General features: G+C 60.8%; 17 protein-coding genes. 7 read left to right on the forward strand and 10 right to left on the reverse strand.

Annotated features, from left to right (window positions below):
* Window positions 1-89: 89 nt before the first annotated feature.
* Together NCT04_RS21110 and NCT04_RS21115 are read right to left on the reverse strand one after the other, a co-directional pair.
* Entirely contained in the window at window positions 90-1,154 is a 1,065-nt protein-coding gene (locus NCT04_RS21110; protein ID WP_250467558.1) for a beta-propeller fold lactonase family protein, read from the reverse strand.
* Window positions 1,155-1,322: 168 nt separating this feature from the next.
* Entirely contained in the window at window positions 1,323-1,868 is a 546-nt protein-coding gene (locus tag NCT04_RS21115; RefSeq protein ID WP_244828841.1) for a DUF3280 domain-containing protein, read from the reverse strand.
* Window positions 1,869-2,026: 158 nt separating this feature from the next.
* Between NCT04_RS21115 and NCT04_RS21120 the strand changes: the two genes are divergently transcribed.
* The 3 genes from NCT04_RS21120 (at window position 2,027) to NCT04_RS21130 (ending at window position 3,295) form a co-directional block, all read left to right on the forward strand.
* Window positions 2,027-2,341, forward strand: coding sequence for a hypothetical protein (locus NCT04_RS21120; RefSeq protein ID WP_250467559.1), 315 nt, complete (start codon window positions 2,027-2,029; stop codon window positions 2,339-2,341).
* Window position 2,342: 1 nt separating this feature from the next.
* A complete protein-coding gene (locus NCT04_RS21125) occupies window positions 2,343-2,717 on the forward strand; it encodes a VOC family protein (RefSeq protein WP_250467560.1) in 375 nt (124 codons plus the stop codon).
* A gap of 329 nt (window positions 2,718-3,046) precedes the next feature.
* Window positions 3,047-3,295: a hypothetical protein gene (locus NCT04_RS21130; protein WP_250467561.1), complete on the forward strand. Its 249-nt coding sequence runs from the start codon at window positions 3,047-3,049 to the stop codon at window positions 3,293-3,295.
* 12 nt (window positions 3,296-3,307) lie between these two features.
* On the opposite strand, the gene NCT04_RS21135 is transcribed toward NCT04_RS21130, so the two are convergent.
* The gene (locus NCT04_RS21135) at window positions 3,308-3,853 is read right to left on the reverse strand and encodes a J domain-containing protein (protein ID WP_250467562.1); all 546 of its coding nucleotides are present in this window, start codon (window positions 3,851-3,853) and stop codon (window positions 3,308-3,310) included.
* 134 nt (window positions 3,854-3,987) lie between these two features.
* On the opposite strand from NCT04_RS21135, the gene NCT04_RS21140 reads away from it, so the two are divergent.
* From NCT04_RS21140 to NCT04_RS21150, 3 genes are all read left to right on the forward strand, one after another.
* Entirely contained in the window at window positions 3,988-4,539 is a 552-nt protein-coding gene (locus tag NCT04_RS21140; RefSeq protein WP_250467563.1) for a phosphonate degradation HD-domain oxygenase, read from the forward strand.
* Between the two features lie 83 nt (window positions 4,540-4,622).
* A complete protein-coding gene (locus tag NCT04_RS21145) occupies window positions 4,623-6,059 on the forward strand; it encodes a DHA2 family efflux MFS transporter permease subunit (protein WP_284509390.1) in 1,437 nt (478 codons plus the stop codon).
* Between the two features lie 117 nt (window positions 6,060-6,176).
* Entirely contained in the window at window positions 6,177-6,743 is a 567-nt protein-coding gene (locus tag NCT04_RS21150; RefSeq protein ID WP_250467564.1) for a transglycosylase SLT domain-containing protein, read from the forward strand.
* 112 nt (window positions 6,744-6,855) lie between these two features.
* On the opposite strand, the gene NCT04_RS21155 is transcribed toward NCT04_RS21150, so the two are convergent.
* The 3 genes from NCT04_RS21155 to rarD all read right to left on the reverse strand — a co-directional run bounded on the left by NCT04_RS21155 (window position 6,856) and on the right by rarD (window position 9,244).
* The gene (locus NCT04_RS21155) at window positions 6,856-7,251 is read right to left on the reverse strand and encodes a hypothetical protein (RefSeq protein ID WP_250467565.1); all 396 of its coding nucleotides are present in this window, start codon (window positions 7,249-7,251) and stop codon (window positions 6,856-6,858) included.
* A 125-nt stretch (window positions 7,252-7,376) separates the two neighbouring features.
* Window positions 7,377-7,703: a hypothetical protein gene (locus NCT04_RS21160; protein ID WP_250467566.1), complete on the reverse strand. Its 327-nt coding sequence runs from the start codon at window positions 7,701-7,703 to the stop codon at window positions 7,377-7,379.
* 554 nt (window positions 7,704-8,257) lie between these two features.
* A complete protein-coding gene (gene rarD / locus NCT04_RS21165) occupies window positions 8,258-9,244 on the reverse strand; it encodes an EamA family transporter RarD (RefSeq protein ID WP_250467567.1) in 987 nt (328 codons plus the stop codon).
* Between the two features lie 325 nt (window positions 9,245-9,569).
* On the opposite strand from rarD, the gene egtD reads away from it, so the two are divergent.
* Window positions 9,570-10,538: an L-histidine N(alpha)-methyltransferase gene (gene egtD / locus NCT04_RS21170; RefSeq protein WP_250467568.1), complete on the forward strand. Its 969-nt coding sequence runs from the start codon at window positions 9,570-9,572 to the stop codon at window positions 10,536-10,538.
* A gap of 1 nt (window position 10,539) precedes the next feature.
* Here the strand turns inward: egtD and NCT04_RS21175 are convergent, their stop codons facing one another.
* From NCT04_RS21175 to NCT04_RS21190, 4 genes are all read right to left on the reverse strand, one after another.
* Window positions 10,540-10,836 carry an acylphosphatase gene (locus tag NCT04_RS21175; RefSeq protein WP_244828851.1) on the reverse strand — a complete coding sequence of 99 codons (297 nt, stop codon included), beginning with the start codon at window positions 10,834-10,836 and terminating at the stop codon, window positions 10,540-10,542.
* Window positions 10,837-10,918: 82 nt separating this feature from the next.
* Window positions 10,919-12,058 (reverse strand): hybrid sensor histidine kinase/response regulator, encoded by a 1,140-nt coding sequence (locus tag NCT04_RS21180; protein WP_250467569.1) that lies wholly within the window; start codon window positions 12,056-12,058, stop codon window positions 10,919-10,921.
* Complete coding sequence (locus NCT04_RS21185) at window positions 12,059-12,751, reverse strand: chemotaxis protein CheB (RefSeq protein ID WP_244828853.1); 693 nt, start codon at window positions 12,749-12,751, stop codon at window positions 12,059-12,061.
* A gap of 2 nt (window positions 12,752-12,753) precedes the next feature.
* Window positions 12,754-13,590 carry a CheR family methyltransferase gene (locus NCT04_RS21190; protein WP_244828854.1) on the reverse strand — a complete coding sequence of 279 codons (837 nt, stop codon included), beginning with the start codon at window positions 13,588-13,590 and terminating at the stop codon, window positions 12,754-12,756.
* Window positions 13,591-13,615: the final 25 nt, after the last annotated feature.

Consider the following 13,615-nt stretch of genomic DNA (forward strand, 5'->3'; position numbering starts at 1 on the left):
CTTGAGCGGCGCGGATTCCTTTACGAAACGATGCAAGGCACAAACCGAAATGGCCGCGCATGGCGGCCATCACGTTTCATGCATCAAGCTCAACGCCCTTCGATCGATCCCGCGCTCGGCGGATACGTCACGATGCCCCATGCGAGCGGTAGACCACCGATCTGCTTGACCGTCTGATAGTTCGATGCATCGAGCACATACACGGCGTTGGACCGTCCACATGCAAAGAGAATCTTCGAGCCATCGGGCGTGAAGCTGAAGTGCCAGCAACGTTGACCAATCGGTACATCGCTTAAGCGCTCGAAGCTTTTGCCATCGAAGACTTGCAAGGTCTTGTCGCGCGAAGCGGCAACGAGAAGACGCTTGCCCGAAGGATCGAACGATACGCCATACGGGCCCGTCTTCGTGTCGACGGTCTTGACGATCTTGAGATCGGCCGCATCGAGCACGGTGAACTTGTTCGTGTTCTCGAGCGTCACGACATACTGCTTGCCATCCGGCGATACCTTGATGCCGCGTGGGCGCGAACCTTTCGGCAACGTGACCGTGCGCACGAACTTGCCGCTGCCCACGCGATACACCGACACCGTGTCGTCACCTTCATTGGTCACGAGAATGGACTTGCCATCGGCCGAGAATTCCACGCCTTCCGTTTCGTGTCCGCTCTTGACCGAGCGCAGAACCTTAAGCGTCTTGAGATCGACGATGGCGATCTCGGCGGGCGGCGCATTGGGATCGTCATCGTCCTTTTCGAGTTGACCAGGCTTCGGGGGACCGCCGGATTCGCCCGGCTCGTAGGTCACGTAAGCGAAGCCGCCACGCACGCGCACGAACTCCGGATTCTTGCCGATCTTCACGCGCCGCACGACCTTACCCGTCGATGTATCGATCTCCGAAAGGTCCGCTGTCTCCTTGTTCGCGACGTAAAGGCGTGTTCCTTCCTTGTTGAGACTCAGGCCGCGCGGACCGTCTTTGCCCACATCGAAAGTTTGCTTGAGCGAGAGATCGCCCAGATCGATGACGCCGACACCGGCGGACTCGGTCGTCACGTAGGCGGTGGGCGTGGCCGCGTGCGTGGAGCTTGCGGCAAGCGCGAGCGTCGGCGCGAGTACCGACGCGCAGGCAAAGCGCGCCGCCCTGTATCTGGCTTGCATGGTCGTCTCCGGCTTTGATTCGTGTTCGAATCGAATTTGTTTTGACAGGCACCGCGACCGCGTCGAACGGGCGTGCCCGAATGGAACTTAGCCCAACATGCGCCGCTCTGGCAACGCCGGAAGGCGGGAGAAACTCCCGAATTCGTTTCCGTGGGTTCAATCGCCGCGTCAGGGCTTCATCGAAGGATCGTCGGCGAGCAGGACGACGAGCGCCTTGGCGCCACGCTGCCACGAGAGATCCGTGTTGCCGCGTATATCGACGGAACGCTGAAAGAGCGTGGCGCCGCTCTTGGCATCTTCCACACGAAGGTTCATGTTGAGGATTAGATTACTGATCTTCTGCACCCAGCAAATGCCCACGCGCTCCACGCCAAGTTGGCGCGCTACGCGCAGTTCGCAGCCGTTGCAGGCGCTCATGTCTTGCGCCCCTTGAAGCGACGCGATGAGATCCTTGGCGGGCGCGTTATCGGCAATGCGGAACAGGCCACGCTCACGCATGTCGTCGCGCAGCGCGGTGCCGATCATCGCGAGGCGCTGGCTCTGGATGCGGTTGATGTCGGCATCGTTATACGCGGCGTTATCGTCGATAAGCGTGCAGTCGATGAGTGCAAGCGACGGCTTCTCGTTCTGCGCACCGGCGTTGCCTGTAGCAAAGCCTAAGCTTGCGATAACCACGAGAAACAGCGCACGCACTACGCGACGGATGACGGTCATGGTTGAAGTCTCGTCGGGCGAAAGGCCCGTGGCTCAACATAACGTCCAACGCGCTGCGGAGCAAGCGTATCGTTCGTTTCAACGCGCTTAAACATGGATTCATCGCGCCAACAGGAGTAACGTTGAATAGCCCGCGCGAAGATGGAAAGGAGGCGATCATGCCCGACGACCCCACGCCGAAGTGTCACGTTTTCGAATACGAAGGCTTCGAGATTCATGCACTGCCGCAAATCAAGGCAGCGCCTGAATCCGCGTCTAACAGCTACCTTTATATTGCCTATGTATGCAGACCCGGCGCGCATGCGGATACGCCTGGCGACGCCGTGCATTTTCATTCCGATGGCGACGACGCGTTCAAGACTCCCGACGACGCAGCCGACGACGCGCGGCATGTCGGCCGAAGTATCGTCGATGGTACGCATCCGGATTTGAACGTGCTGCCGCTCGTGTCGCATCATCATCACACTGGATGACATGACCGATTCGAATCAAGACGAACCGCGCATCGAAAGTCTCAGCGCCGTTACGCTCGCCACGCACGATATGCCTCGTGCCGTCGCCTTTTACGAAGCGCTCGGTTTTCGTATCGTGCATGGCGGCGCGAACGAGGCATTCACTTCTTTTGCGCTAGGTACGTCCTTTCTCAACATCACAACCGAAACACATGGTCCCGTTCAATGGTGGGGCCGCTTCATCATTCATGTCTCCGACGTGGATGCTTTTTATCGCCGTGCGCTTGCCTGCGGAATGAAACCGCACTTCGCGCCGCGCGATGCGCCCTGGAACGAGCGTTACTTCCATCTCACTGATCCCGACGGCCACGAACTGAGTTTCGCACGGCCGCTCTAAAAAAATGCCGCGCCGCGGCACGGAACTGGCTCTTACACAAAGGACGGATAGCGCACGCATCGGATCATTGATATGACCGTTCGCGTACATACCCGTCCATCGCGTTGAATGACCATTCAATCGACTCGAAGCCGTACTCCGCCAGTTCAAAGTGAGCGTGTTGCTATTTCGCAAACTTGGAGCAGGCGCCTGGTTTTCAGGCGTAGAGTTAAAGTGCTTTGTCAGGTACGTGATGCATTGCGGCATAGTTATTTCAGTGGCGGGGCGTAAAGCCTTGAGCGAATCTGGCCGTTAGCCCGAACATGAATGCCGCGTGTTGGAGACTCGGAATGAAATGCACGAAAGAGCAATCCCTTCGCTATCAGGTCGAAAAATGGCTGGCGCCCGGAAGCACGCCGGTCCATGTCAGGCAATTCAGTCGCACGCGCGCAGACCGGCGCCGCTTCGTTTGTGTGGAAACGTTGCAGGGCGCTGCATCGCGCGCGCTGTTTTTCTTCCGTCACGACGACGGCCACTGGTGTGTGTATCCGCCCGCGCCGCGTCACCGTAACATGCGTGGCGAAAGACTGGCCGCGTAGCACGGCATCGATTTAAAGCTTCAGGTTGTTGAGAAACTGGAACCACATGGAACCAAGCGGATTGATCGTGGGACCCGCCGGTTTCTTTTCAACGACGAGTTCTTCGGCTGGCTCATCGCCAGCCGTCTGTCGCGAATCATGCAGCGCTATCGCGCTATCCGCGATTTGCCGCGCTTGCACTTCATCGCATTGCTGTCCAAGCAGCGCGCCAAAGACGACATCGCGGTTATGCCCTTGCGATGCGAACCGCATGGCGAGCGATACATATTCCGCATAGAGCGCCTCGCGTACTTCACGCTCCTTCGCTTCGCGCTCTGTTTGTGCCTTATGTAGACGCGCGACTTCCTCCGCGAAAATGCGATCGTAGACTTCGCGTTGCGCGGGATCGGAAAGTATGGCGTAGGCTTCCTTGATCTCTTGAAACGTCGCGCGCGCGGCGTCTTCGTTGCCCGCGTTGCGATCTGGATGCGAGCGCATCGCGGCCTTGCGATAAGCGCGCTTGATCTCTTCCTCGGTTGCGTGCTCGCCTACTCCAAGCGTTTCGTATAACGTTGCCATCTGCATTGAATGATTGACGGGTCGAAGGGCATCGTAACACGCTGAAAACAGTGGTTTTATGCAGGTGCGCAATGCCATCGGCACGTCATGAAGACTCGCGACAATCACCGTTTCTCCTCGCACTGCACAGGAAGATGGCGCTCTCCCTCAACGACATCCGGCATCTCTTCGACACCTACGGGGCGCTTGCCTATAGCGGCGAGCCCGTCACGCAACTCGAACACGCGCTGCAGACAGCGTATCTCGCGGAGCAGGCGGGCGCGCAACGCGAGTTGATCGTCGCGGCATTGCTGCACGACCTCGGGCATCTGTTGAATTTGCAGGGCGATACGCCGACTACACGCGGTATCGACGATCTCCACCAGTATTACGCGCTGCCGTTCTTACGCCCGCTGTTCGCGGATGCCGTGCTCGAACCGATCCGCCTTCACGTGGATGCCAAGCGCTGCCTCTGCGCGGTCGATGCCTCATATCACGCGCTTCTTTCGCCCGATTCGGTGCGCAGTTTGCAGCTGCAAGGCGGCGTATTCGATGCCGACGAAGCGCGCGATTTTCTGGCGCGCCCGTTCGCCGAAGATGCCTTGGCGTTGCGCCGCTGGGATGACGAAGCGAAGGACGCCGCACGTGGCACGCCGCCGCTTGCTCACTATCTGGAATACGCCGAAGACATCGCACTGCGGAATTGAGAGGCGACCCGCGCGCCTCCGCGGGCTTCGCGTAGACTGGCGGGCATGCACTCGTCATCCACTCGAAATGCCTTGCAGCGCCCATGCAGCGTGCGAGCACACACTGCATCGTGAACGACGGCAACTTTCGCATCACCGCTGCCGTCGTGGCCTCGGCGCTCTTCATGCAGAACATGGACGGCACCATCGTCGCGACCGCCATTCCCACGATGGCGCGCGACCTGCATATCGATCCCGTCCATCTGAGCAGCGCCATTACCGCTTATCTAGTTGCGCTCACGGTCTTCATTCCGGCGAGCGGCTGGGTGGCCGACCGCTTCGGCGCGCGGCGCGTTTTCATGTGGGCAATCGCCACGTTCACGCTCGCGTCGATCGCTTGCGCGGCGGCGGCGAATCTTCCGCAACTCATCGGCGCGCGCATCGTGCAAGGTCTGGGTGGCGCGATGATGGTGCCCGTCGGCCGCCTGATCCTCTTTCGCGGCGTGAAGCGCGAAGAGCTGCTGCAAGCGACCACGTGGCTCACCATGCCCGCGCTTGTCGGTCCCTTGCTTGGGCCGCCGCTCGGCGGCTTTCTCACCGATGCGCTCTCCTGGCGCAGCATCTTCTGGGTCAACGTGCCAGTCGGCGCGATCGGTCTCGTCCTCACGTGGAAGCTTTTGCCGCGCTCGCCGCCTGAAAGCCGCACACCGCCGGATTTGCGCGGCATGCTGCTTTCAGGGACATCGCTGAGTCTGTTCATGATCGGAATCGAAAGCGCGGGACGCGGCGTGATGCCCGAAGGGCTGCCCTGGGCATGCGTCGCGGTCGGCCTCCTACTGTTCTGGGCAACCGTCGTTCACTGCCGGCGCGTGGAGAATCCTGCCATCGACTCCTCGCTGCTTGCCATTCCGACATTTCACGCGGCCACGGTCGCGGGCAGCCTCTTCCGCGCGGGCGCCGGTGCGCTGCCTTTTCTCGTGCCGCTCACCTTACAGACCGGCTTCGGTTACAGCGCGTCCGCTAGCGGACTGGTGACTTTTGCAAGCGCGCTGGGCTCTTTTTGCATGCGTCCGATGACCGCGCTCGCACTCCGGCGATTCTCCGTGCGCGCGGTTCTGTGCGCAGGCAGCGTGATCTTTGCGCTGGTTCTGGTCGTGTGCTCGACGATGTCGCAGGCTTGGCCCGCAGCAGCCATTTTCGTGCTGCTCCTCGTCGGCGGACTAGGCCGCTCGCTCAGTTTCGCGACGATGGGCGCGCTCGCTTTCGCCGATGTTCCGAAGCCGCGCCTCGCCGCCGCGACTTCGTTTCAGGGCACCGCGCAGCAGTTGATGAAGGCGCTTGGTGTAACCGTCGCGGCCGGGACGATTCAAGCCACGATGCTGATTTCCGGCAGCGTTCAGACCGAACGCTGGCAACTAGCGAGCGCCTTTTTGGCGACGGCGGCAGTCGTCCTGATGTCTCTTCCAATGTTCGCACGTCTCTCCGATGAAGCCGGCGCCGGCATCTCAGCGCCCACGGCGAAGCGCGCAGAGCGCACCTGATTTACCGGGTAAGCAATACCGAATTGCAAAAATATTCATCATATTTAAGACAAGCCCATGATCCGCAAGACTTTTTTATGAAGCTATAATGCGCTTTCCTCAAGATTACCCAGTCCGATGCGTCGAAATATTCTCTCAATCCTTTTACTGATCAGCCTCGCACAAGCTGCAAGCGCGCAAGAAGCCGTGCGGCCCGGCGGCCAAAACGACACGCAGGCGCCCTCGGGCAACGACGTAAAAACAGAGCAAGTCAGTCACAAGATTTCGGAATTGATCGTTCGCAAGTTCGGCGTCGCACGCGAGAAGGCGCAGACCATCGCATCGGCGGTAATGGCGTCTTCATCGAAATACTCGCTTCCGCCGGCATTGTTGCTTGCGATCATTTCCATAGAATCGCGCTTCAAGGAAACGGCCCACGGCCCGAACGACGCAACCGGTCTCATGCAGGTCGTGCCTTCCGCTCACAAGAAGTTGGTTCGCGATGTGGATTTGACAGAGCCGGAAACCAATATCGAAGTGGGTTCGGCTATCCTGCACGGCTATCTGAAGTCCGCACAGGGCGATATCGACGCCGCGCTGAAGAGCTACGGCGGTTCACGCGCTTATGCCGAGAAGGTCAGTTTGCGCGTCAAGACATTCGAGCCGGCAGCGGCGGCAAGTGCAGCGTCCGCGACCGAGCAGTAAAACGTTATTCCCAATTCAATCTTTCGTTCTTCGCGCGCCGCTGCATAGCGGATGCCGCAACCTGCCCCGGCGATCGCACCCGCATGCGCGCTAGCGTACACGTACCACGACATCAGTAGCTCTTTTGTGCACCGTTAGCGTTGCCGGTACTGTCCGGCGTGCTGCGCTGCATGGTTCCCGGGTTCATGTTGTTGTTTACCCCGTTGTTCATGCCACTCTTCGCGCCTGTGCCGGTCCCGCTCGTGCCATCCGACGAGCCGCCGACACCCGTGCCTGTTGCGCCGCTCATGCCGACGCCACCACCCTTGCCCGACGCGCCCATGCCAGCGCCAGCGCCTGCGGCGCCATTGCCGCCCGCACCTGCCGACCCCATGCCCGCGCCACCGCCACCGCCTGTGCCGCCGCCCGCACCACCACCTGCGCCGCCTCCGCCTCCGGCCTGCGCGTAGACACCGCCCGAAAGACCCAACACCAGTGCCGAGATCACCAGCTTCTTAGTCGCGTTCATAGCAAGTCTCCAAAAGTTTGCGTTTCACGTGTCCATCCATCGTCCGTCCAGGCCGCAGAGACGCTGCAACGCACGTGGACTTGTTAACGCAAACGTCGTGCCGCGTGGCGGCAATGGTCGTGCAATCAATATCCGTAGCCAGCGGGCGCGCAGGGCACGTAGGCGCGGCGATAGCCGTCGTAGCAATAGCCGGGAGGCACGGCAGGTTGCGCGTACACAGGCTGCGCATAAGCCGGTTGCGCATAAGCCGGCTGTGCGTAGACAGGCTGCGCATTCGCCACCGAGCTCACGATGGCGCCCAGCACAGCGCCGCCGATCAACGCGCCGACAATCGCGCCGCCATTGCCGCCACCACCGTGGCCGCCGTAGCCGCCGCCGCGCCCGTGGGCCGACGCCTGTCCTGCCACCGACAGACTTCCGATCATCAACAAGACAAGTGCTGCGCGTTTCATGAGACTCTCCAATTCCCGTGAGCCGGGTTTGTAGAGTCATCTTAAGCAGGCGATGAAGAAATAACTGATGCAGTTGGTAACCGTACATTTCAACGCTTACAAGTTGGTCCTGCGGCAGGCATTCGTTCGGATATCGAAGTATTTCCACGGCGCTGCTATAAATGCCGGCATATGTGTTTGGCCGTAACACTTGGCATGTTGAATCGGTAAAGACTTTCCACGACGCTCGGCGTTATAACGCGCCGTTTCATTTGCTCGCGACTCGTTACCCTTTGTCACCAGACGGACGTCAACGCGCCACTGAAGCGCGGCGTTTCATCTGCATCGCGACGAAAAAAACAGCGCATCAAGGTTTAACGGGGCGCAGCGAAGGTGCCGGTGGGGAGCCAAAACGAAGGCCGACAAGTAACAAGTCGCGAAATCCAGCGACGCAAAAAACGGCCGCCGATGCAAACAGTAGACGCAGCAGGCAGTCAGGGAGGCTGCGCGTAGGCGCATCGCGCATCGGTTGCATCGATGCGTTCAGGCAAGGCGAGTTCACGGGCTCGCCTTTTTTATTGCGTCGGCTCCACGCGCTCGCTGTGTTCCGCGCCAATCTCATGCTCGATACTCGCGTGATGTTCGCTGACCGGCAAACTCGCCGCCGACATGCGTTCACGCCGTAGCACCCGCGCGCTGTGCACGGCGGTCAGCGCCACGGCAATCCAGATGGGCACATAGGTTCCCAGTTGCGTCGCTGAGAACGGCTCGCCGAGTACGAGCACTGCCACGCCGACCAGCAAGACTGGTTCGACATAGCCCAAAATGCCGAAGAGCGCGAGCGGCAAATAACGGCTCGCGCGCAGGTAAGACGCGAGCGCAACCGTGCTCAACGCGCCGAGTCCGGGAAGCAACAGCATCCACAAGCGCGCGTCGCTTGCAGCCATAGAAAACGAATTCCGTGCGAACAACATGACGATTGCGACCGGCGCGAGCAACATCATCTCTATCGCGAAGGAAACGAGCGGGTCCGCGTTCAGGCGTCGCCGCAAGATGAAATACGGTGGATAGCCGAGCACGACGACGAGCGTCGGCCAAGCGAACGCATGCGACATGACGAGCTCATGCGCCACGCCAAGCGCCGCCGCAATGACGCCCGCCCATTGCAGACGATCGAGCGCTTCGTGATAGTAAAAGCGACCCAGAAGGACCATCCCGAGGGGCAACAAAAAGTAGCCAAGCGACACTTCGAGCGCGCGTCCATGCAACGGCGCCCAAAGAAAAATCCATAATTGCAGGCCAAGCAAGGCGGCGACCGTGGCGAACGCCAAAAGCAGACTCGGGGTTCGAGCAAGCTTTCCAATGAGCGCGCACAATTGCGGCCAGCGATGACGCAAGGCGACGAGCAGCAGCGCGCCGGGCATGGTCCACACGATGCGCCAGGCGAAGATGTCGAGGCCATCGAGCGGCGCGAGCCATTTGGTGTAGCCCGACATGAGCGCGAAGAGCGCCGATGCGACAACGGAAAGCGCGATGCCGCGCCCGAGAACGTGCTGATTCATCAATGAGTGAAAGCTCGAGCGAAGCGGGAACTGCGCATTCTAAACGCTGTGCATCGACGCTATTCAGAGCGTGCTTCAAACTTCGCCTTGGGTCGTGCGCGTTTTTTGCTTTGCTAGTTCGCTTTTCGCGCCGGATGAACTTCACCGAGCGCGACGCTGTCTTCAACCCGTCATGCCGATGGGCAACTCTTCATATCTAACCCAACGGTTTCACCTGCCTGATTCGAGCGAAGCCGCTCACGTCATTGCATCAGCAGCATCCAAGCGCCGCGCCGTTGCAACGAAGGACGGCACGCGAATAAAACGCCGCATAGATGGAGACGTCATGATTCAACCCGCCCTATCCACCCGCGTCGACAGCGCCTTTGCCGAGGCCGTCCGCGCCGGGTTGTCGAAAGAGCCGCAAAAAGAATTGCCATCCATGTATCTGTATGACGAAGTGGGCTCGGCCCTCTTCGAAGTCATCACTGCGCTGCCCGAATACGGCGTGACGCGCGCCGAAGAGCGCGTGCTCACGGAACATGCCGCCGATATCGTCGCGGCAATGCCGGGCAACGTGAAGGTCGCCGAACTCGGCAGCGGCAGCGGCCGCAAGACGCGCCGCATTCTGGAGGCGCTTTGTAAAAAGCAGCCCACCGCCTATTACCCGATTGAAATATCGCGCACCGCTTTGCAGTTGTGCCGCCGGGAACTGGGCGATATCGAGCGCATTTCGATCGTCGGTTACGAGCGCGATTATCTGGCCGGCTTGTCGGAAGTCAGCGCAAAGCGGAAGGAAGGCGAAAGGCTGCTTGTGCTGTTTCTCGGCAGCACCATCGGAAATTTTTCGCGGCTCGCGGCGACCAAGTTTCTACAGTCGATACGCAGCATGCTCGCTCCCGGCGATGCCCTTTTGCTCGGCACCGACCTTCTCAAACCGCTGCCGACGTTGATCGCCGCGTACGACGATCCCATCGGCGTGACGGCTGCATTCAACCTGAACTTGCTGGCGCGCATCAACCGCGAGCTGGGTGGCGATTTTCCGCTCGATGCCTTCGAGCACGTCGCGCGCTTCAATTCCGAAGCACGCAGTATCGAAATGCATCTGCGCGCCAGGCGTGCGCTGACGGCGCATGTGCCAAGTGCGGATCTGCGTGTCGAGTTCCGCGAAGGCGAGACGATCTGGACGGAAAGCAGCCACAAGTACGCCGCCGATGAAGTCGCGCCAATGGCCGCCGACGCGGGCTTCGAATGCTCGCATCAGTGGCGCGACGAGGAATGGCAGTTCGCGGAGAGTTTGTTGGTGGCGCGTTGATTCAGTGCTGCTCGAAGCGCTCGTAGCGCTTTTCGACGTAGCGTTCTTCGCTGAAGAACTCGGTGACGCGGGCATGCGGCGGCCCGCGTCGCAGCCATTCGAGCATCAAGTCGACTTGATTGGCCGCGCCTTGTACGATCGCCTCCACCGAGCCGTCTTCGAGATTCGCGACCCAGCCGCGCACGCCGAGCGCATGCGCGCGCCTCACGGTGTGATGTCGAAAGCCCACGCCCTGCACGACGCCCTTCACGTGCACGTAATAGGTTTCGATTCTCGTATCCAGATCCGGGCCAGGCATCGCGCATTCCCCTCGTAAGCGTTGATAGGCCGCATTGTAGACGGCGTATCGAAACGCTTCAGGATCAGCTCGATTTCGCGCTTCAGCTGAGACGGAACGGCTGCGCGGAATCCGTGCGTTCGCCAGGACGCGGACGCGGCGTGCGCGGCAGATGCACTTCGAACACCGTGCCCGCCTGCGCGGACGATTGCACCGTCACGTCGCCGCCATGCATTTCGGTGATTTCGCGCGTGATGTAGAGGCCGAGCCCGAGGCCGCTGGACTCGCTCTGACGCCGCCCCGAGCGATACGGCGCAAAGATGGTCGGCACCACTTCAGGCGGAATCTCGCCCGCGTTCTGCACGACGATGGTCACGTCGTCCTTGCCGCCTTCGAGACGCACTTGAATGGCCGAGCCTTCGAGCCCGTGCTGCAACGCGTTGCCGATGAGATTCGAAAACACTTGCGAAAGCAGATCGCCGTCGCCTTGCAAAAGCGTATCGCCGTGGCGCAGCACGAAGATGCGCCCCTTGCCTACGCGCGCCTCATATTCCTCGACGATATTCTTCGCGAGCGTCGCGAGTTCCACGGAACGCGGCTGCAAGGTCACGCGGCCGCCGCGCAGACGCGCAAGGTTCAGCAACTGATCGACCATGCGAACCATGCGCATGCCGCTCGACTTGATGCGGTTGCCGATATTCGCGACATTCTCGTCCGGCACGAAGCGCGCGAGATATTCCGCCGAAGCGATCACGGCCGACAGCGGCGTGCGCAGGTCGTGACCGAGCACGGCCATGAGCATCTCGTTTGCATCGAGCAGTTGCTGTACGGTTGCGAGCTGCGTCGCGAGTTGCTGCTTTTGACGCTCCATCTGAATGAAGACATCTACCTTCGAATTGAGGATGCGCGAATCGAACGGCTTGTAGAGAAAGTCCACCGCGCCCGCTTCGTAGCCGCGAAACGTGCGGTTGCCGTCCTGCGCGGTCGCGGTCAGAAAGATGATCGGCACATGCGCAGTACGCGGACTGCCGCGCATGAGTTCGGCAAGTTCGAAGCCGTCCATGCCGGGCATGTTGACATCGAGAATGGCGAGCGCGACGTCGTGCTTGAGCAGCAGTTCGAGCGCGGCCGGTCCCGATTCCGCCTTCAGCACCGAGAGATCCGGCCGGGCCAGCGACGCCTCGAGTGCGGTGATGTTGTTGCGGATGTCATCGACGATCAGCACATAAATGGGTTGCGTCATTTAGCGGCTCCCCTTGCCTGCATTGCCTGTTTTGCTTCCTGCGTCGCTTCCAGCTTCATTGCCTGCCTCATTGCCTAACTTATTCTCTGATAAGTACCCGATGCGCGTGGAAAGACGCGTCACCATTTGCTCCAGCGTCAGGACCTCTCGGACCGCGCCGTTTTCGATAGCCGCAAGCGGCATCGCGGACGACGAAGCCGTGCGCGGGTCCTGCGCCCAACACGCGCCGCCCGCATCGCGAATCGCCAGCGCGCCGCGCGCGCCATCGTCGTTGGCGCCCGACAGCACGATGCCGAGCAGCCGCTCGCGATACGCGTGCGCCGCCGATTCGAACAACACATCCACCGATGGCCGCGAAAAGCGCACGGGCGGATCGACCGACAGCGCGATGGAAGGCGCCGCGCCATCTTCCGCCTCGACCAGCATGTGATACCCCGGCGGCGCGAAATACACCGTGCCCGGCGCGATCTCGTCCTTGTCGAAGGGTTCGCGCACAGCGATTGCACAGCGTTGCGCGAACAGGTCGGGCAACAGGCTCGGCTGACCCTGCCGCACATGCACCACGACGAGAACCGACGGCGCGAACGCTTTCGGCAGCGCCGGCAACAGCAGATTCAGCGCCTCGACGCCGCCCGCCGACGCGCCGATCACGACGGCGTCGAAGACGAGCGGGCGCTGCATCTGTGTGCTCATCGCTATACCTTCTGATAAAGCCGCTCGCGCGGATTGAAGTCGGCGAACTGGTCCGCATGTTTCGAAAAACGCAGGCTCTCCTTGCTGCCGAGTCCGAGAAAGCCGCGCCGCACGAGCGACTCGCTGAAAAGGCCGAGCGCGCGGTCCTGCAACGCCCGGTCGAAATAGATCAGCACGTTGCGGCACGAGACCAGATGCGCTTCTAGAAACACGCTGTCCGTGGCGAGGCTGTGGTCCGCGAACACCACACGCGACTTGAGCGTCTGCGAGAATTTCGCCGCGCCATAGGCCGCGTGATAGTAGTCGGAGAGCGAACGCTTGCCACCCGCCGCGAGGTAGTTCTGGCTGAACCCCGCCATGCGATCCAGCGAATAGATGCCGTTTTCCGCTATACGCAAGGCTTCCGCGTTGATGTCGGTCGCGTAGAACACGGTGCGCTCGGCAAGCCGTTCCTCGGCGAACAGCACCGCGAGCGACCACAGTTCCTCGCCGCTGCTGCATCCCGCGACCCATACCTTGATCGAAGGATAAGTCTGCAGAATCGGCACGATCGTCTCGCGAATCGCACGAAAATACTGCGGGTCCCGGAACATCTCGCTCACCTGCACGGTGAGGTACTGGAATAGCCTGCCGAAGAGCGACGGGTCGCGCAGAATGCGCTCCTGCAATTGCGAGAGCGTCGCGCATTCGAGATCGCGCACTGCCTGGCCGAGCCTGCGCCGCAGCGAACTCACCGAATAGTGCCGGAAGTCGTGCTGATACTTGAGGTAGATGGCCTCCAGAATCAGCTTCAGTTCGATATCGAACGTGGCTTCTTCGTCGTGCATGCTTTCGTTCATCAAGTGGGCCGTCTGATCTGACATC

Source organism: Caballeronia sp. GAFFF2 (assembly GCF_023631485.1).
Classification (GTDB): domain Bacteria; phylum Pseudomonadota; class Gammaproteobacteria; order Burkholderiales; family Burkholderiaceae; genus Caballeronia.